Annotated in this window: 15 protein-coding genes and 1 riboswitch; of the genes, 12 read left to right on the top strand and 3 right to left on the bottom strand. The window is 70.9% G+C overall.

What is annotated here, in order from left to right; all coding sequences use genetic code 11:
- Nucleotide 1: 1 nt before the first annotated feature.
- Entirely contained in the window at nucleotides 2-907 is a 906-nt protein-coding gene (sucD, locus tag ACGFK0_RS15705) for a succinate--CoA ligase subunit alpha (protein ID WP_392905203.1), read from the top strand.
- A gap of 131 nt (nucleotides 908-1,038) precedes the next feature.
- Nucleotides 1,039-2,835, top strand: coding sequence for a DUF6350 family protein (locus ACGFK0_RS15700; protein ID WP_392905201.1), 1,797 nt, complete (start codon nucleotides 1,039-1,041; stop codon nucleotides 2,833-2,835).
- Nucleotides 2,836-2,848: 13 nt separating this feature from the next.
- Here ACGFK0_RS15700 and ACGFK0_RS15695 read toward each other — a convergent pair whose 3' ends face one another.
- Nucleotides 2,849-3,319: a hypothetical protein gene (locus ACGFK0_RS15695; protein ID WP_392905199.1), complete on the bottom strand. Its 471-nt coding sequence runs from the start codon at nucleotides 3,317-3,319 to the stop codon at nucleotides 2,849-2,851.
- A 132-nt stretch (nucleotides 3,320-3,451) separates the two neighbouring features.
- Between ACGFK0_RS15695 and purN the strand changes: the two genes are divergently transcribed.
- The 3 genes from purN to ACGFK0_RS15680 all read left to right on the top strand — a co-directional run bounded on the left by purN (nucleotide 3,452) and on the right by ACGFK0_RS15680 (nucleotide 6,047).
- The gene (purN, locus tag ACGFK0_RS15690; RefSeq protein WP_392905197.1) at nucleotides 3,452-4,138 is read left to right on the top strand and encodes a phosphoribosylglycinamide formyltransferase; all 687 of its coding nucleotides are present in this window, start codon (nucleotides 3,452-3,454) and stop codon (nucleotides 4,136-4,138) included.
- A complete protein-coding gene (gene purH, locus ACGFK0_RS15685) occupies nucleotides 4,119-5,681 on the top strand; it encodes a bifunctional phosphoribosylaminoimidazolecarboxamide formyltransferase/IMP cyclohydrolase (RefSeq protein ID WP_392905194.1) in 1,563 nt (520 codons plus the stop codon). Before purN ends, purH begins: the two co-directional genes overlap by 20 nt.
- Nucleotides 5,682-5,867: 186 nt before the next feature.
- Nucleotides 5,868-6,047 (top strand): hypothetical protein, encoded by a 180-nt coding sequence (locus ACGFK0_RS15680; RefSeq protein WP_392905192.1) that lies wholly within the window; start codon nucleotides 5,868-5,870, stop codon nucleotides 6,045-6,047.
- Between the two features lie 43 nt (nucleotides 6,048-6,090).
- On the opposite strand, the gene ACGFK0_RS15675 is transcribed toward ACGFK0_RS15680, so the two are convergent.
- Nucleotides 6,091-6,696: a GNAT family N-acetyltransferase gene (locus ACGFK0_RS15675; RefSeq protein ID WP_392905190.1), complete on the bottom strand. Its 606-nt coding sequence runs from the start codon at nucleotides 6,694-6,696 to the stop codon at nucleotides 6,091-6,093.
- A 95-nt stretch (nucleotides 6,697-6,791) separates the two neighbouring features.
- Nucleotides 6,792-6,877: riboswitch (ZMP/ZTP riboswitch) on the top strand.
- A gap of 64 nt (nucleotides 6,878-6,941) precedes the next feature.
- Here ACGFK0_RS15675 and ACGFK0_RS15670 point away from each other — a divergent pair.
- A complete protein-coding gene (locus tag ACGFK0_RS15670) occupies nucleotides 6,942-7,793 on the top strand; it encodes a bifunctional methylenetetrahydrofolate dehydrogenase/methenyltetrahydrofolate cyclohydrolase (protein ID WP_392905188.1) in 852 nt (283 codons plus the stop codon).
- Between the two features lie 179 nt (nucleotides 7,794-7,972).
- On the opposite strand, the gene ACGFK0_RS15665 is transcribed toward ACGFK0_RS15670, so the two are convergent.
- Complete coding sequence (locus ACGFK0_RS15665; RefSeq protein ID WP_392905185.1) at nucleotides 7,973-8,686, bottom strand: FHA domain-containing protein; 714 nt, start codon at nucleotides 8,684-8,686, stop codon at nucleotides 7,973-7,975.
- A gap of 406 nt (nucleotides 8,687-9,092) precedes the next feature.
- On the opposite strand from ACGFK0_RS15665, the gene ACGFK0_RS15660 reads away from it, so the two are divergent.
- The 6 genes from ACGFK0_RS15660 to ACGFK0_RS15635 all read left to right on the top strand — a co-directional run.
- The gene (locus ACGFK0_RS15660; protein WP_392905183.1) at nucleotides 9,093-9,578 is read left to right on the top strand and encodes a DUF3017 domain-containing protein; all 486 of its coding nucleotides are present in this window, start codon (nucleotides 9,093-9,095) and stop codon (nucleotides 9,576-9,578) included.
- 152 nt (nucleotides 9,579-9,730) lie between these two features.
- Nucleotides 9,731-10,948 carry an NADP-dependent isocitrate dehydrogenase gene (locus ACGFK0_RS15655; RefSeq protein ID WP_392905180.1) on the top strand — a complete coding sequence of 406 codons (1,218 nt, stop codon included), beginning with the start codon at nucleotides 9,731-9,733 and terminating at the stop codon, nucleotides 10,946-10,948.
- Between the two features lie 290 nt (nucleotides 10,949-11,238).
- Nucleotides 11,239-12,228 carry a malate dehydrogenase gene (locus ACGFK0_RS15650; protein ID WP_392905177.1) on the top strand — a complete coding sequence of 330 codons (990 nt, stop codon included), beginning with the start codon at nucleotides 11,239-11,241 and terminating at the stop codon, nucleotides 12,226-12,228.
- A gap of 61 nt (nucleotides 12,229-12,289) precedes the next feature.
- Nucleotides 12,290-12,511 (top strand): hypothetical protein, encoded by a 222-nt coding sequence (locus ACGFK0_RS15645; protein ID WP_392905174.1) that lies wholly within the window; start codon nucleotides 12,290-12,292, stop codon nucleotides 12,509-12,511.
- A 53-nt stretch (nucleotides 12,512-12,564) separates the two neighbouring features.
- Nucleotides 12,565-14,526 carry a protein kinase gene (locus tag ACGFK0_RS15640; RefSeq protein WP_392905171.1) on the top strand — a complete coding sequence of 654 codons (1,962 nt, stop codon included), beginning with the start codon at nucleotides 12,565-12,567 and terminating at the stop codon, nucleotides 14,524-14,526.
- Between the two features lie 803 nt (nucleotides 14,527-15,329).
- The coding region (locus tag ACGFK0_RS15635) for a DUF222 domain-containing protein (protein ID WP_392905169.1) at nucleotides 15,330-15,824 on the top strand (495 nt) is incomplete at its 3' end.

Below are 15,824 nucleotides of genomic sequence, written 5' to 3'. Positions count from 1 at the left end.
GATGGCCATCTGGCTCACTGAGAACAGCAAGATCATCATTCAGGGCATCACGGGCTCCGAGGGCACCAAGCACGGCCGCCGGATGCTCGCGTCCGGCGCCAAGGTCGTCGGCGGCGTGAACGCCCGCAAGGCCGGGCAGACCGTCGAGTTCGACGGCACGACCCTCCCGGTCCTCGGCACCGTCAAGGAGGCGATGGAGCAGACCGGCGCGGACGTGTCGGTCGTGTTCGTCCCGCCGAAGTTCACCAAGGACGCCGTCGTCGAGGCGATCGACGCGGAGATCCCCCTCTGCGTCGTGATCACCGAGGGCATCCCCGTCCACGACACCGCCTACTTCTGGGCGTACGCGGAGAAGAAGGGCGCTGCGTCTTCCGGAACCACGGGGACCCGCATCATCGGGCCGAACTGCCCCGGTATCGCGTCCCCCGGCAAGTCGAACGCGGGCATCATCCCGGCCGACATCACCACGCCGGGCCGCATCGGCCTCGTGTCGAAGTCGGGCACGCTGACCTACCAGATGATGTACGAGCTGCGCGACGTCGGCTTCTCCACCTGCGTCGGCATCGGCGGAGACCCCGTCATCGGGACGACCCACATCGACGCCCTCAAGGCGTTCCAGGACGACCCGGACACCGACGCCATCGTCATGATCGGCGAGATCGGCGGTGACGCCGAGGAGCGCGCGGCCGCCTACATCGAGCAGAACGTGACCAAGCCGGTCGTCGGCTACGTCGCCGGGTTCACCGCCCCCGAGGGCAAGACCATGGGCCACGCCGGTGCGATCGTGTCCGGTTCGTCCGGCACGGCGGAGGCGAAGAAGGAAGCCCTGGAGAAGGTCGGCGTCCGCGTCGGCAAGACCCCCAGCGAGACGGCGGTCCTCATGCGGGAGATCATGAAGAACCTCTGATCCCACGCTTCGCGAAAGACGCCCGAGCCGCTTTCGGCCCGGGCGTCTTTCGTGTCCGGGGCTGGACGACAAAGGCGACACGCCGGGCTGGGGGGCGTCTGGGGGGCGGGCGTGGTGCCAGCATGGAGCGCGTGAGCGAAGCGAGCCCTGGACGGCGTGCGGTCCCCTCGCCGGGAGACGAGGCGTCGGAAGGCGCGGCGGGACGGGCGCCGCGGCGTCCGGGGCGAGGCGGGCAGCCGGTGCCGCCGGCGGCCAGGCCGCTGTACGTGACGGGGCTCGTGGCGGCGCTGTGGTGCATCGGGATCGGGCTGGCCGTGCTCACCACCGTCACGCTGATCGGGTGGATCGCCGCGCCCAAGACCGCTCTCGGCGACGGCCTGTCCGGGGTGTTCCGGACGGCCGTCAACTTCTGGCTCGTCTCCCACCACGCGGGCTTCTCCTACGGGCAGGGACGGGTGGGGCTGCTGCCGCTCGGTGTGCTCGTCCTGCCGGGGGCCCTGCTGTACCGCGGCGGCGGGTGGATGATCCGGGTGGCCGGGCTGACGCATCGTCCCCGGAAGGCGGTCGTGCACGTCGCGGTCGCGCTGGCGGCCCCGTACGCCGGGCTGGCCGGTCTGCTCGCGCTGGCGGCGGCGTCCCCGCAGGTCCGGCCGTCGGCGTGGCAGGCGCTCGTCGGGGGCTTCCTCGTCGCGGTCATCGCGGGCGGGCTGGGCGCCGCGCGGGCCGTCGTCGCGGCGCAGGTGGCGGCGCAGGCGCGCGGGGAGCGGGTCCGGTCCGGGCTCGGCGCGCTGCTGCGGCTGCTGCCCGACCGGCCGCGTTCGCTCGTGATCGGCGTGGCGGGGGCACTGGCCGTGCTGCTGGCGTCGGGGGCGCTGCTCGTGGGCGCGTCCCTCGCCGTGAACATGCCGGACGCCGACCACCTGTACGACCTCCTCGCCCCCGGTGTCGTCGGCGGCGTCCTGCTGCTGCTGGTGGAGCTGGCGTTCCTGCCGAACGCGGTGATCTGGGGGATGGCGTACGCGGTGGGGCCGGGCTTCTCCGTCGGCTCCGGGACGAGCGTGTCGCCGACCGGGGTCTTTCTGGACGCCGTCCCGGCGTTCCCTCCGCTCGCGGCCTTGCCCGACCCCGGCCCGGCGCCCGCGATCTCGCTGCTCGCGCTGGCCGCGCCGTTCGTCGCGGGCGCGGTGGGCGGCGCCCTCACGATCCGCTCGCTGCCCGCCCCCGTGTCGGAGGGCGCACCGATGTGGGGTTTCGTGTCGGGGGCGCTCACCGGCGCCGTGGTGGCGCTGCTGAGCGCGCTGTCGGGCGGGCCGCTCGGCGGCGGCCGGATGGCGACCGTGGGTCCCTCGGCCTGGCAGGTCGGGTTGCTGGCGGCCCTTGAGGTCGGCATCTCCGCGGCGATCGCGGCATGGGCGGCGAACACGATGATCCTGCGCCGTCCCGCCCGCGCGGCGTCCAAGCCCGGGAAGCGCTCCAGGAAACGGCCGGAGAAGAGCCCGGCGCGGCGTGCGCGGAGGGCTCCTGCGCCCGTGCCGCTGTCAGCGCCCGTCCCCGGTGACCACCAGAGCGCGCCCCGGCCCGCGCCCAGGGCCCCGTACGCGCCGGATCCGCTGGAGTTCGAGGAGGCCGATCCCGTCCTCGCGCCGCGCCGTCCCGCCCGCCGGAAGGCGGATCCGCTGCCGGACCTGGCCGAAGAGCGGCCCCGGCGGAAGCCGGAACCGCCGCTGCCGCCGCCGAGCGACGGCACCGTCGTCGTCGAAGGCCACCTCATGGACGATCCGGTCGACCCCGCCGGCATGGGCGGCCCGGCGGACGAGCCCGGCCCGGGGGAGCCGCCCGTCCCGCTCCCTCGCGAGGACCCCGGGCGTACCGAGAACCGCGGCGGCGCCATCTACGTCCTGCGCGAAGAGCCCGAACGGGACGACTAGCGCCCGCCGGCGGTCAGAGCAGGTCGCCGTACTGGTCCATGCTGCCGCGCGGCAGGCCGAGCTTGTCCTCGATCTTGGGGTAGTACTCGTCCCGGCAGGACTGCTTGTCGGCGCCGGTGTTGGCCGTGCTGAGGCAGTTCTGGTAGCCGCTCAGCTCCGACCACAGGAACACCGTCATCGAGACCGACAGCACCGAGAACACCAGGCCGACCGAGCCGAGCACGATGCCCGGGACGGCGCCGGGGGCGGCGTCGCCCCCGCGCCGCGCGGCCCGGCGGGCCCGGATGCCCACGACGAGCGCGGCGATGCCCAGCACGAGGCCGAGCGGGTAGAAGAAGAACGCGGTCAGCAGCGCGATGCCGCCGAGCCACAGTGCCCGCCAGCCGGTCTGCCGAGACTTGGGCGGTCCCGCGGGCGGCTGCCCCGCCGGCCGCCCGTCGGGGCGGTCTTCGGGCGGGGCCGGAGGGCCCGGCTGCTCGCTCACGTTCGTTCCTCCTGGCCTGGGGCGGATGTCGGCGTGGTCCGCTCTCCGCGTGGTCTGCTTTCCGGGTGCGCCGAACTGGCCCGATAGGCTTCGTGGTGGCCCGAACACAACCCCACCGTCCACCAGGGAGTCATGGTGTCCGCCCGGCTCGTCGTCCTCGTCTCCGGCGCGGGGACCAACCTACAAGCGCTGCTCGACGCGTGCGCGGATCCAGCCTACGGGGCGAAAGTGGTGGCCGTGGGAGCGGACCGTCCCGATACCGGCGGAAACGCCCGCGCCGAACGATCAGGTCTGCCCACTTTCACCGTCCGCATCCCCGATTTCCCGTCTCGCGACGAATGGGACGCGGCGCTGACGGAGGCGGTCGCCGAGCACGCACCGGACCTGGTGGTCTCCGCCGGGTTCATGAAGATCTTCGGGCCGCGTTTCCTGGCCGCGTTCGGCGGCCGGACGGTCAACACCCATCCGGCGCTGCTGCCGTCGTTCCCCGGCGCCCACGCCGTACGGGACGCCCTGGCGTACGGCGTGAAGGTGACGGGCTGTACCGTTCACTTCGTCGACGAAGGCGTGGACACCGGACCCGTCATCGCCCAGGAGACCGTTCCCGTGGGCCGGCATGACGACGAGGACTCCCTGCACGAGCGGATCAAGCAGGTGGAGCGCCGGCTCCTGGTCGACGTCGTCGGACGGCTCGCCCGCGACGGCTGGACCGCGCACGGCAGGCGGGTCTCGATGAAGTGCAGGACCTGTGGTGATGCGTCCGAGAGTGGTTCGTCCGATGAAGAGGGGAGCTCGGCCGGTGAGTCGGGTGGCGATTAAGCGCGCGCTGATCAGCGTGTACGACAAGACCGGGCTGGAGGAGCTGGCCCGCGGCCTGCACGAGGCGGGTGTGGAGATCGTCTCGACCGGGTCGACGGCGGGGCGGATCTCCTCCGCCGGCGTCCCGGTGATGAGGGTCGAGAAGCTCACCGGGTTCCCCGAGTGCCTGGACGGCCGGGTCAAGACCCTGCACCCGAAGGTGCACGCGGGCCTGCTCGCCGACCGCCGCAAAGAGGACCACCTCCAGCAGCTGGACGACCTGGCCGTCGAGCCGTTCGACCTGGTCGTGGCGAACCTGTACCCGTTCGCCGACACGGTCGACTCGGGCGCCAGGCCCGACGAGTGCGTCGAGCAGATCGACATCGGCGGCCCGACGATGGTCCGCGCCGCCGCGAAGAACCACGCGAGCGTCTCCGTCATCGTCGACCCGTCCGCCTACGGCGCCGTCCTGGACGCCGTGAAGGGCGGCGGTTTCACGCTGGAGGAGCGGCGCCGCCTGGCCGCGCGGGCCTTCGCGCACACCGCGTCCTACGACGTGGCCGTGGCGTCGTGGTTCGCGAGCAGCTACGCGCCGGACGAGACGGCCGCGCAAGCGCAGTGGCCCGACTTCCTCGGCGTGACGTGGGAGCGCGCGAACGTCCTCCGCTACGGCGAGAACCCCCACCAGCGCGCCGCCCTCTACACCGACGCGTCCGGCGGCGGTCTCGCCGGGGCGGAGCAGCTGCACGGCAAGGAGATGTCGTACAACAACTACGTGGACGCGGACGCCGCCCGCCGCGCCGCCCACGACTTCACCGAACCCGCCGTCGCGATCATCAAGCACGCCAACCCGTGCGGCATCGCGGTCGGCGCGGACGTCGCCGAGGCGCACCGCAAGGCGCACGCCTGCGACCCGCTGTCGGCGTTCGGCGGCGTGATCGCGGTGAACCGGCCGGTCACCGTCGCGATGGCCGAGCAGGTCGCGGAGATCTTCACCGAGGTGCTGGTCGCGCCCGCGTTCGAGGACGGCGCCCTCGACGTCCTGACCCGCAAGAAGAACATCCGGCTGCTGCGCTGCCCGCAGGGCCCCGCGAACCAGGCCGAGTACCGGCGGATCGACGGCGGTGTCCTGCTGCAGGGCGTCGACCGCGTGGACGCCGCCGGCGACGACCCGTCCACCTGGGAGCTGAAGACCGGCCCCGCCGCGGACGAGGCCGTGCTCGCCGACCTCGCGTTCGCCTGGCGGGCCGTCCGCTCGGTGAAGTCCAACGCGATCCTGCTGGCCGCGGACGGCGCCACCGTCGGCGTCGGCATGGGCCAGGTCAACCGCGTCGACTCCGCCAAACTCGCGGTCGCGCGGGCCGGGGAGGAGCGGGCCGCGTCCGCCGTGGGCGCGTCCGACGCGTTCTTCCCCTTCCCGGACGGCCTTGAGGTGCTCGCCGAGGCGGGTGTGCGGGCGATCGTGGAACCCGGCGGGTCCGTCAACGACGACAAGGTGATCGCCGCCGCGGAGAAGGCCGGAATCAGCCTCTACTTCACCGGCGTGCGCCACTTCTTCCACTGAGCAGCCCCGCTGGTCGGGCGCTGATCGGGCGCTGATCGGGCGCGGACCCGGTGTGGCGGAGAACACCGCCGCATCGGGTTTGAGTCGTCGCCTTCCCGGTTCGGTGCGGGTAGCCTCGGCTGGGCCGCGCCTCATGACCGCTTCTTGACTCCGGCGCGACCGTTCCATTGTTGAAGGGCTGGCGCCATGGACGTGCTGTTGTCGCTCATGCTGGGCGTGGTCTACCGGGCGGACACGCTGCTGATGGAGTCTCGGCAGATGATCGGCCTGCTCGCCGCCTTCCTCGCGGCGGTCCTCGCCGCCCAGCTCGGCTGGCACGGCACCGACCGCCTGATCGCCTGGCGGCAGGGCTCCTCCGAGGACTGACCGACCCCGAAGACCCGGCGGCCCCGGACGGATGGCGGGTGTTTCAGCGGAGCCGCGCCCGCAGCGCCTCGGCCGCGGCGGGCCAGTCGTCGTCCGTCATCCCGTAGGCGGCGGTGTCGCGGATCGACCCGTCCTCCCGGATCCGGTGCTTGCGGTGGATCCCCTCGAACGTCGCCCCGAGACGCTCGATCGCCGCACGTGACCGCCCGTTGCCCGCGTGGGTGTGCCAGCCGACCCGGATCGCGCCCAGCTCGTCGAACGCGCGTCCCATCAGCAGCAGCTTCGCCTCGGTGTTGACACCGGACCGGTGCCACCGCGCGCCGAGCCAGGTGTGCCCGATGCACAGTGCCCGATGGGACGGCGTGACCTCGTAGTACGACGTCATCCCGGCGACCTCCCCGGTCTGCGCGTCGATCTGCGCCCACGGAAGCTGGAAGCGCTTCTCGTGGCGCGCGAGGGCCTTGCCGACCAGTGCGCACATGTCGTCCGCGGTCGCGGGCTGCCGCTCGCTCAGCCACGTCCAGACGGCGGGGTCCTTGGACGCCTCGAACAGCCCCTCGGCGTGCCTGGGGGACAGCGGCTCCAGCCGGACGTACCGCCCGCTCAGGACGGGGCGCTCGAACCATTCGTGACGCGTGCCATGACTCATGCGGATCACGCTAAAAGCACGGGGGCGGTACCCGGCAGAGCCACCTGACGCTGATTTCCGCGTGCCACTCGGCCGCGGGTGGGCCGGATACCATGGATTCTTCACGCGACTGGCGCGGTCAAGGTGGATCACCACCGGGGAGCGAACGACAGTCCGGACACCGCGCGCCTGGGTGGACGGGACCCCATGGCGGCCGGGCTCCAAGCCGGGCCCGGGCCCTGGTGAGACCCCACGCGGAGGAACGCATGACGGCACAGATTCTGGACGGCAAGGCCACGGCCGCCGAGATCCGCTCGAACCTCAAGGTACGCGTCGAGGCGCTCCGCGACCGCGGCGTGACCGTCGGCCTCGGCACGGTCCTCGTCGGCGACGACCCCGGCAGCCACTCCTACGTCGGCATGAAGCACCGCGACTGCGCCGAGGTCGGCATCGAGAGCATCCGCCGCGACCTGCCCGCCACCGCCGCGCAGGACGACGTCGAACGCGCCGTCGCCGAACTGAACGCCGACCCGGCCTGCACCGGCTACATCGTCCAGCTTCCGCTGCCGAAGGGCCTGGACGAGCAGCGCGTCCTGGAGCGGATCGACCCGTCCAAGGACGCCGACGGCCTGCACCCGACGAACCTCGGGCGGCTCGTCCTCATGCAGCCCGGCCCGCTGCCGTGCACGCCGAAGGGCATCATCGAGCTGCTGCGCCGCTTCGACGTCCCGATCAAGGGCGCCGAGGTCACCGTCGTCGGCCGCGGCATCACCGTCGGACGTTCGCTCGGCCTCCTGCTGACCCGCCGCACCGAGAACGCGACCGTCACCCTCTGCCACACCGCCACCCGCGACCTGGCCGAGCACACCCGCAAGGCCGACATCGTCGTCGCCGCCGCCGGTGTCCCCGGCCTCATCACCGGCGACATGGTCAAGCCGGGCGCCGCCGTCCTGGACGTCGGCGTGTCCCGTGTGGACGGCAAGCTCGCCGGGGACGTCGCCGCCGACGTCCGCGACGTCGCCGGCTGGGTCGCGCCGAACCCGGGCGGCGTCGGCCCGATGACCCGCGCGATGCTGCTCGCGAACGTCGTGGAGGCCGCCGAGCGGCGGCCCGCCTGACACGCGGCGCGACGCACGTCCCGTGCCCGGCAAGCGGAGGCCGCCACCAGCACCCCGGTGGCGGCCTCCGCCGATACTGCGCCGGACGGAGCCGCGCCGTCACATGCGCGGCCCCGTACGGGCCGGTTCAGCGATCGCCCTCGTGTCGCGCTGCCGGAGAGGGCGACCGCAGGTTCATCTCAGCTCGCCCTCCGTCCCGCCGCGCTCGGCGCCGCACGATTCGGGGCGGTGGCATGGCCGTGTCCCGTGCCCGTCCTGCGGGTCTCGGCCGTGCCGCGGACCCCCGGGACCCGCCCGTCCATCGGCGGGCGGCCCTGCGGGACGTGCACCGGCGGCAGCGGCCGGACGAGGCCCATGGCGATGACCTCGTTGGCGAGCCGCGTGCGCCGGTTGGCGCCCTCGGGGATCCGGAACTTCTGGTAGAGGCGCAGCAGATGCTGCTTGACGGCCGCCTCCGTCACCACGAGCTCGCCGGCGATGTCGCGTGCCGTGGCGGGGGCCACGAACGCCTCGTCGGAGAGTGCGGGACGGCAGAGCGAGGTCAGCACGTCGACCTCGCGGCGGGTGAGCTCGGGTGCGACGGCACGCCTCAGTTCGACGTCCGGGTCGACCTCCTCACGGGGGATGCCCCCCATCCGGCAGCGCGCCGTGCCGAAGCTGACGACGTCACCGTCCTCCAGGACACGGCGGGCGATCGGCCTGCCGTTAACTCGGGTCCCGTTACGGGACAGGCCCATGTCCACCACGTAGATGTACGGACCACGTCGGACGATCTCTGCGTGCAATTGGGACACACTCGGGTCGTCGAGGCGTACGTCGACTCCTCTCCCTCTCCCGACCGTCGTCACGTCGGGGCGCAGCGGCACCACCAGCCCGCTGTCCTCGATCCGCATGAACGGCCCCTCCACGGCAGTCCTCCCAGCTAGTTAGCGACCCCTGTCTGCCGGGTTACCCGGGCGCGTCACCGTCACACCCTCCTACTGGCGAGTAGCACCGATGGCGCAGGGCATTCGGGCCTCTCGGGCATCCCTGCGGCCCCTTCCGTCCCGCCCACTTTTCCGTCCCGTCCGACAAGCCCGGCACCCCCGGACCTGCGGATGATCCCCGCGATGTGCGGCGGCGGACGAACGCCGCCCACCGGAAGAGGCCCACCGGACGAGTCGTGCCGAGCCCCGGATGCCGATACCGTGAGCCGAGCGGAGCTCGTCCGTTGAATGGCGGCGGGTGGGGGCTGGAGGACGGTGAGCCGAGCGGAGCTCGTCCGTTGAATGGCGGCGGGTGGGGGCTGGAGGACGGACCATGAGCACCGAGGTGCACCGGCGGAGGCGCAGGGCGCCGCGCGGCAGAGGCGCCGCGCCGCACTGGCTCGCGCAACTGCCCTACCTGATCGTGCTCAGCGGCGTCGGCGCCGGCCTCACGCTCTGCGCCTTCAACTACTTCCGCAAGGGATCGGGCCTGATGGCGGCCGCGCTGCTCATCGGCGCGCTCGCCCGGCTCCTGCTGCCGGAGTCCCAGCTCGGCCCGCTCGCCGTCCGCAGCAGGTCCATCGACTGCTGGACGCTCGTGATCCTCGGCGAAATGGTCGCGTTCGTGTCGCTGAGCGTGCCGCCGATGAACAAGACCGGGCTCGTCCTCGCGGGCGCCTTCGGGGTGCTGATCCTGCTCACCCTGGTGGCGCGCGGTGTGAAGCTTCTCATCACCGGACGCCGGGCCGGTCCGCAGGGCGGAGACGTCGCCCCAGGTGAGGGCGGTCATGGACGTCCGGAACCGCCGGGTCAGGTCTAGACCTCCCGAACGCCTCGGCTAGCCTTGCCAGTTGAGCCTTACAAGGACCGAGTCCCTTGCGTCCGGGGTGTCCCGGCGGCCCGACACCGCCACGCCCACCGGGGATGTGAGGGCTCACCGCTGGCCAGGTGTAGGAAAGGGACAGCAGCAGCATGCCCAAGATCAAAGTAGCGGGCCCGGTCGTCGAACTCGACGGCGACGAAATGACGCGGATCATCTGGAAATTCATCAAGGACCAGCTGATCCTGCCTTACCTCGATGTGGACCTTAAGTACTACGACCTGGGAATGGAACACCGTGACGCCACGGACGACCAGGTCACGATCGACGCCGCCAACGCGATCCGCGAGCACGGCGTCGGTGTCAAGTGCGCGACCATCACCCCCGACGAGGCGCGCGTCGAGGAGTTCGGCCTGAAGAAGATGTGGCGGTCCCCCAACGGGACGATCCGCAACATCCTGGGCGGCGTGGTGTTCCGCGAGCCGATCATCTGCTCCAACATCCCCCGGCTCGTCCCCGGCTGGACCAAGCCGATCATCATCGGCCGCCACGCGCACGGCGACCAGTACAAGGCCACCGACTTCGTGGTCCCCGGCCCCGGCACGGTGATGCTCACCTACACCCCCGAGGACGGCGGCGAGCCCATCGAGATGGAGGTCGCGAAGTTCACCGGCGGCGGTGTCGCCATGGGCATGTACAACTACGACGCCTCGATCCGCGACTTCGCGCGGGCGACGATGCGGTACGCGCTGGAGCGCGGGATGCCGCTGTACCTGTCGACGAAGAACACGATCCTCAAGGCCTACGACGGCCGCTTCAAGGACCTCTTCCAGGAGATCTACGAGAGCGAGTTCAAGGCCGAGTTCGAGTCCAAGGGGCTCAGCTACGAGCACCGCCTCATCGACGACATGGTCGCGGCGGCGCTCAAGTGGGAGGGCGGGTTCGTCTGGGCCGCCAAGAACTACGACGGCGACGTCCAGTCCGACACCCTCGCGCAGGGCTTCGGCTCCCTCGGCCTCATGACGTCCGTCCTCATGACCCCCGACGGCAAGACCGTCGAGGCCGAGGCCGCGCACGGCACGGTGACCCGGCACTACCGGCAGCACCAGCAGGGCAAGCCGACGTCGACCAACCCCATCGCGTCGATCTTCGCCTGGACCCGCGGCTTCGAGCACCGCGGCAAGCTCGACAACCAGCCCGAAGTCACCAACTTCGCGCAGCAGGTCGAGCGGGTCTGCATCGAGACCGTCGAGAGCGGCCAGATGACCAAGGACTTGGCCCTCCTCGTCGGCCGCGACACGCCCTTCTTGACCACGCAGGAATTTCTGGAGGCCCTCGACACCAACCTCCAGAAGAAGATCAACGGCTGATACGCCTCTCAGCACTGTTAGTGTTCGTGCGAATGCTCCTTGCTGATGCGAGGGTGACCCCCAGCCCGAGGTGAGCGAGTTCGCCCGGACGCTGTGCTCCCCGCGCACGCAGGGTTAAGGCCGTCCCGGATGCGTCCGGGGCGGCCTTTCGCGTGTTCGCCATGCCGGTTGGTGCACCTGGGCGATGGCGGGTAGGGGGTGCGCGATAGCCTGTGGCACGGAAATATCTCGACGGCGAGAGATCCCGCGCGGCGGCGGGCTCCAGGTCACCAGCAGCAGGAGAAGGACGCATGACTCGCACCCCAGTCACCGTTACCGTTACCGGCGCCGCGGGCCAGATTGGCTACGCGCTGCTGTTCCGCATCGCGTCCGGGCACCTCCTGGGCGCGGACGTACCCGTACGCCTGCGGCTGTTGGAGATTCCGCAGGCGGTGAAGGCCGCCGAGGGCACCGCGATGGAACTGGACGATTGCGCGTTCCCGCTGCTGTCCGGCATCGACATCCTCGACGACGCGACCAAGGCGTTCGACGGCGCCAACGTGGCCCTGCTGGTCGGGGCGCGGCCCCGGACGAAGGGCATGGAGCGCGGCGACCTGCTGGAGGCCAACGGCGGCATCTTCAAGCCGCAGGGCGAGGCCATCAACGCCGGCGCCGCCGACGACATCAAGGTCCTGGTGGTCGGCAACCCGGCCAACACCAACGCCCTGATCGCGCAGCAGCACGCCCCGGACGTCCCGGCCGGCCGCTTCACCGCGATGACGCGCCTCGACCACAACCGCGCCCTCGCGCAGCTGTCGAAGAAGGCGGGGGTGTCGGTCGCCGACATCCGCAAGCTGACGATCTGGGGCAACCACTCGGCCACCCAGTACCCGGACATCTTCCACGCCGAGATCTCCGGCAAGAACGCCGCCGAGACGGTGAACGACCAGGCGTGGCTGGAGAACGACTTCATCCCGACCGTCGCCAAGCGCGGCGCCGCCATCATCGAGGCGCGGGGCGCGTCGTCGGCCGCGTCCGCCGCGTCCGCCGCGATCGACCACGTGCACACCTGGGTGAACGGCACCGCCGACGGCACCTGGACGTCCATGGCCGTCGTGTCGGACGGCTCCTACGGCGTGCCCGAGGGCCTCATCTCGTCGTTCCCGGTCACCACCGAGAACGGCAAGTGGGAGATCGTCCAGGGCCTGGACATCAACGACTTCTCCCGCACCCGCATCGACGCGTCCGTGAACGAGCTGTCCGAGGAGCGCGACGCCGTCCGCAAGCTCGGCCTCATCTGAGTTTCCCAAGGTGCGCCCCGGACCGGTGTGTGGTCCGGGGCTCTTTTCTTCTTTGCTATGGATGGATGGAGGGCGTGCGGTCGCGGTGAAGGTGGTCTGGGCCGGGCTCGCGGAAGATCCAGGGTTTCGGCGGCGGTTCGTCCGTGAGGTGGAGGCGGCCCGCCGGGTGAGCGGCTTCTTCACGGGCCTCCTGGCCCTGGGCGCGCTAGCCTTCCTGACCTCCGACCGGACGGCAAGCCCGGTCCTCGAACGAACCGGCACCGACCTCTCCGAACGCGAGTAAACACCCGGCGCGTACGGCTGGTGGATCGTCGGGGTTTTGATCATGATTAGGGGGTGGATGGCAGGGAGAGTGTGGTGGGGGTGTTGTCGGGGCGTTATGAGCTCCTGGAGCCGTTGGGGCGCGGCGGTATGGGGGTGGTGTATCGGGCGCGTGACCAGCGGTTGGATCGGCTCGTGGCCGTCAAGGTGATGCCTGCTCAGATGCTGCGCGACGAGGGTTTCCGGGCCCGGTTCCGGAGGGAGGCGCGGGCGGTGGCGGGCTTGTCGCATCCCAATATCGCGGTCATCCACGACAGCGGCGAGGATGACGAGGGTGAAAGGCCGGTTCCGTATCTGGTCATGGAGCTGGTGGAGGGAAGGACGCTGGCCGATCTGCTGCGCGAGGCGCCGCCTACCCCTGCAGAGGCCGGGCAGATCGCGGTGGCGGTCCTAGAGGCGTTGGAGCACAGCCACGGGCGAGGGGTGGTGCACCGCGACATCAAGCCCGTCAACATCATGGTTCGCCGCGTCGGCGGCCGGATGCGAGCGAAGGTGCTGGATTTCGGGATCGCCAAGCTCATGTCGGAGACCGCGACCCGGTTGACCGCCACCGGATTGGTGATCGGCACCCCGTCCTACATGTCGCCCGAGCAGGCCGATGGCGAGGCCGCCGATGCGTGCTCCGATCTGTACTCCACCGGATGCGTGTTGTACGAGATGCTCACCGGCCGACCGCCCTTCACGGGCGACTCGCACAGCGTCGTGCTCTTCCAGCACCTGAACAAGACCCCGCCGCCGCCTTCACAGTTGAACTCGGTTCTGGATTTCTTCTGGGATCAGGTGCTGGCGACCGCGCTGGCCAAAGACCCGCAGCAGCGCTACCGGGACGCCGCGGCGATGCGACAGGCCATCGAGACCGGCGCGACCGCCCCCAGCCAGGCGCCCCCGCAGACTCCGCCCCCCACGTCGGCCCGCTTCGACGCCCCAACGCGGATCCACGTCGCTGCCGCGCCGCACCGGATCCTGACCCGCCGCCACCTGCTCACCGTACTCGGCGCCGGATTGGGGACCGCAGGCCTGGTCGCCATCCTGCCGGCCGCCACGCGCGACATCCTCACCAGGGAAGACAGCAACGCCCCTCAGATCCTCAACAACCACACCGGCGCCGTCCGCTCGGTGGCGTTCAGTCCGGACGGCAAGCTCCTGGCCAGTTGCAGCAACGACGAAACCGTGCGGTTGTGGGACGTGGCCACCCGCCGCTCCATCGCCCGGCCCCTCACCGGGTACACGGACACTGTCAACGCGGTGGCGTTCAGCCCGGACGGCAAGCTCCTGGCTGTCGGGGGCAATGACACCACCGTCCGGTTGTGGGACGTGGCCACCCACATCCCCGTCGGCCGTCCCCTCACCGGCCACACCGACTCCGTCCACTCCCTGGCGTTCAGCCCAGACGGCAAAATCCTGGCCGTCGCAGATGACGACACAGTGTGGTTGTGGGACGTGGCAGCCCGCACAGCCATTGGCCGCCCCCGAGTCAAGCACGGCCCCCACGGGCTCGTCTTCGCGGTGGCGTTCAGCCCAGACGGCAGGATTCTGGCCGCCGACGAAAATGACACCGTGCGTTTGTGGGACGTGGCTACCCGCACCCCTACTGGCCGCCCCCTCGCCGGCCACACCGGCTACGTCTACTCCCTGGCGTTCAGCCCGGACGGGAAGCTCCTGGCCGCCGGCTGCGATGACGGGACGATGCGGTTGTGGGACGTGGCCACCCGCACCCCTATCGGCCACCCCCTCACCGGTCACCACGACGGCATCGGCTCTGTGGCGTTCAGTCCGGACGGGAAGGTTCTGGCCACCGCCAGTAGTGACGAGACCGTGCGGTTGTGGGACGTGGCTTCCCGCCGCCCCATCGGCCGTTCCCTTACCGACCACACCGCTCGCGTCAACTCGGTGGCGTTCAGCCCGGACGGCAAGCTCCTGGCCAGCGGCAGTCACGACGACACCGTGCGGTTGTGGCGACTGGAGGAGGTCTCATGACACGAACACTGTCCACGAGGCGCTGATGCTTTCGAGGCAGTTCATCTGGCGAGTGAGCCCTGCACTTCCGGGACCCGGTTGGGGTGAGGTCGGTGGTGGTGAGCCCGGTCCGGTGCTCCAGCCCGGCGAACCGGATGGGGCGGTTCTCGCGCCACACGCAAAGGTCGAAGCTCATCGTCCGCGCTCCAAGATCGGTTCGTGGTCGAGGGTGCATCAGACGTGCGCGCAAGCGAGGACGTTCCCCTGACCCTGGGGAGGCGGTCGGTCTACTTCGGGTGGCGTCGCTGTTCCAGGGATTCGAGCCGGCGATGAGCATGTCGAGGCCGAACTCGTACTCGGGGTCCAGGCCCGGTTCGGTCGCCGGCTCGTCACCGGTGACGTAGCCTCCGGCCGCCATGATGGGGGCGAGATGCGGGAAGCGGTCGGCGGTGATGGCTTCGCGGAGTTTCTCCATCCCGTGCGGGCTGATGGTGACCTTGCCCTCCTCGGCGAGGACCTCTCCAGTTGCGAATCTGAGGTGATCAGAGTCTCGCCCCCGAACCCACGCCGGGCCTCGCCGTAGGCGAACGCGCGCTCGGGCGAGGTCGACGGCTCCTCCAGGAGAAGGAGCCTTCGTTGTGGACGGCGCGACCACGCTGGGCCGGACCGATACGAGCCACGGCCCCCGAGGCATCGTGTCCCGGTGGTTCCCTCAGGCGCAGGACAAATGCCTGATCTGGCTCGGTTGTCGGCTGTCCGGAGGGTGTCAATATTCTCACCCGGAAACTGTGAGACGGAGTGTGAGTGTTCGATAACATGGAGTCATGTGTTCGACTGGGATCGACGTGGCGTCGATGTCCACCGGTGAGCTGGTGGACGCGGCGGCGCTGATCGCGGCCGAGCTCGCACAGCGGGACGCGCCCGCATCGGCGGCCGCCTGCATGCAAGACGCCGAAACCCTGGCCCGCGCCACCGACCTGCACGAAAGCGCCCTCGCCCTCTTGATCGGGCGGGTGGACGCCTCGGGAGAGATGCGCCGCTGGGGCCTGCCATCCACGCGCGCATGGCTACGCTCTCACATGGGAATGCGCGAGGCGCGCGCCAAGGAGCGCATCAACCTGGCCCGTCAACGCGACCGCCTTCCCGAACTCACCCGGAGACTGGCCGCCGGAGAGTTGTCCCACGGGTACGCCGCCACCATCGCCGGTGCGGTCGTCCGCCTGCACGACGAGGACTGCGCGGCGGCCGAACAGATCCTGCTCGACCTCGCCGGGCAGGGATTCTCCGCCGGGAAGGTCGCCGCATTCGGCAACAAGATC

This window comes from Spirillospora sp. NPDC048823 (genome assembly GCF_043198445.1).
Classification (GTDB): domain Bacteria; phylum Actinomycetota; class Actinomycetes; order Streptosporangiales; family Streptosporangiaceae; genus Spirillospora.
This window is presented reverse-complemented; position numbering and strand designations above follow the sequence as displayed.

What these genes read in the sequence shown, in the direction of transcription:
- purN (WP_392905197.1), top strand. Translation starts at nt 3,452, where the DNA reads ATGGTGTCCGCCCGGCTCGTCGTCCTCGTCTCCGGCGCGGGGACCAAC.
- ACGFK0_RS15680 (WP_392905192.1), top strand. Translation starts at nt 5,868, where the DNA reads ATGGACGTGCTGTTGTCGCTCATGCTGGGCGTGGTCTACCGGGCGGAC.
- ACGFK0_RS15670 (WP_392905188.1), top strand. Translation starts at nt 6,942, where the DNA reads ATGACGGCACAGATTCTGGACGGCAAGGCCACGGCCGCCGAGATCCGC.
- ACGFK0_RS15675 (WP_392905190.1), bottom strand. Translation starts at nt 6,696, where the DNA reads ATGAGTCATGGCACGCGTCACGAATGGTTCGAGCGCCCCGTCCTGAGC.
- ACGFK0_RS15660 (WP_392905183.1), top strand. Translation starts at nt 9,093, where the DNA reads ATGAGCACCGAGGTGCACCGGCGGAGGCGCAGGGCGCCGCGCGGCAGA.
- ACGFK0_RS15665 (WP_392905185.1), bottom strand. Translation starts at nt 8,686, where the DNA reads ATGCGGATCGAGGACAGCGGGCTGGTGGTGCCGCTGCGCCCCGACGTG.
- sucD (WP_392905203.1), top strand. Translation starts at nt 2, where the DNA reads ATGGCCATCTGGCTCACTGAGAACAGCAAGATCATCATTCAGGGCATC.
- ACGFK0_RS15645 (WP_392905174.1), top strand. Translation starts at nt 12,290, where the DNA reads ATGGATGGAGGGCGTGCGGTCGCGGTGAAGGTGGTCTGGGCCGGGCTC.
- ACGFK0_RS15650 (WP_392905177.1), top strand. Translation starts at nt 11,239, where the DNA reads ATGACTCGCACCCCAGTCACCGTTACCGTTACCGGCGCCGCGGGCCAG.
- ACGFK0_RS15655 (WP_392905180.1), top strand. Translation starts at nt 9,731, where the DNA reads ATGCCCAAGATCAAAGTAGCGGGCCCGGTCGTCGAACTCGACGGCGAC.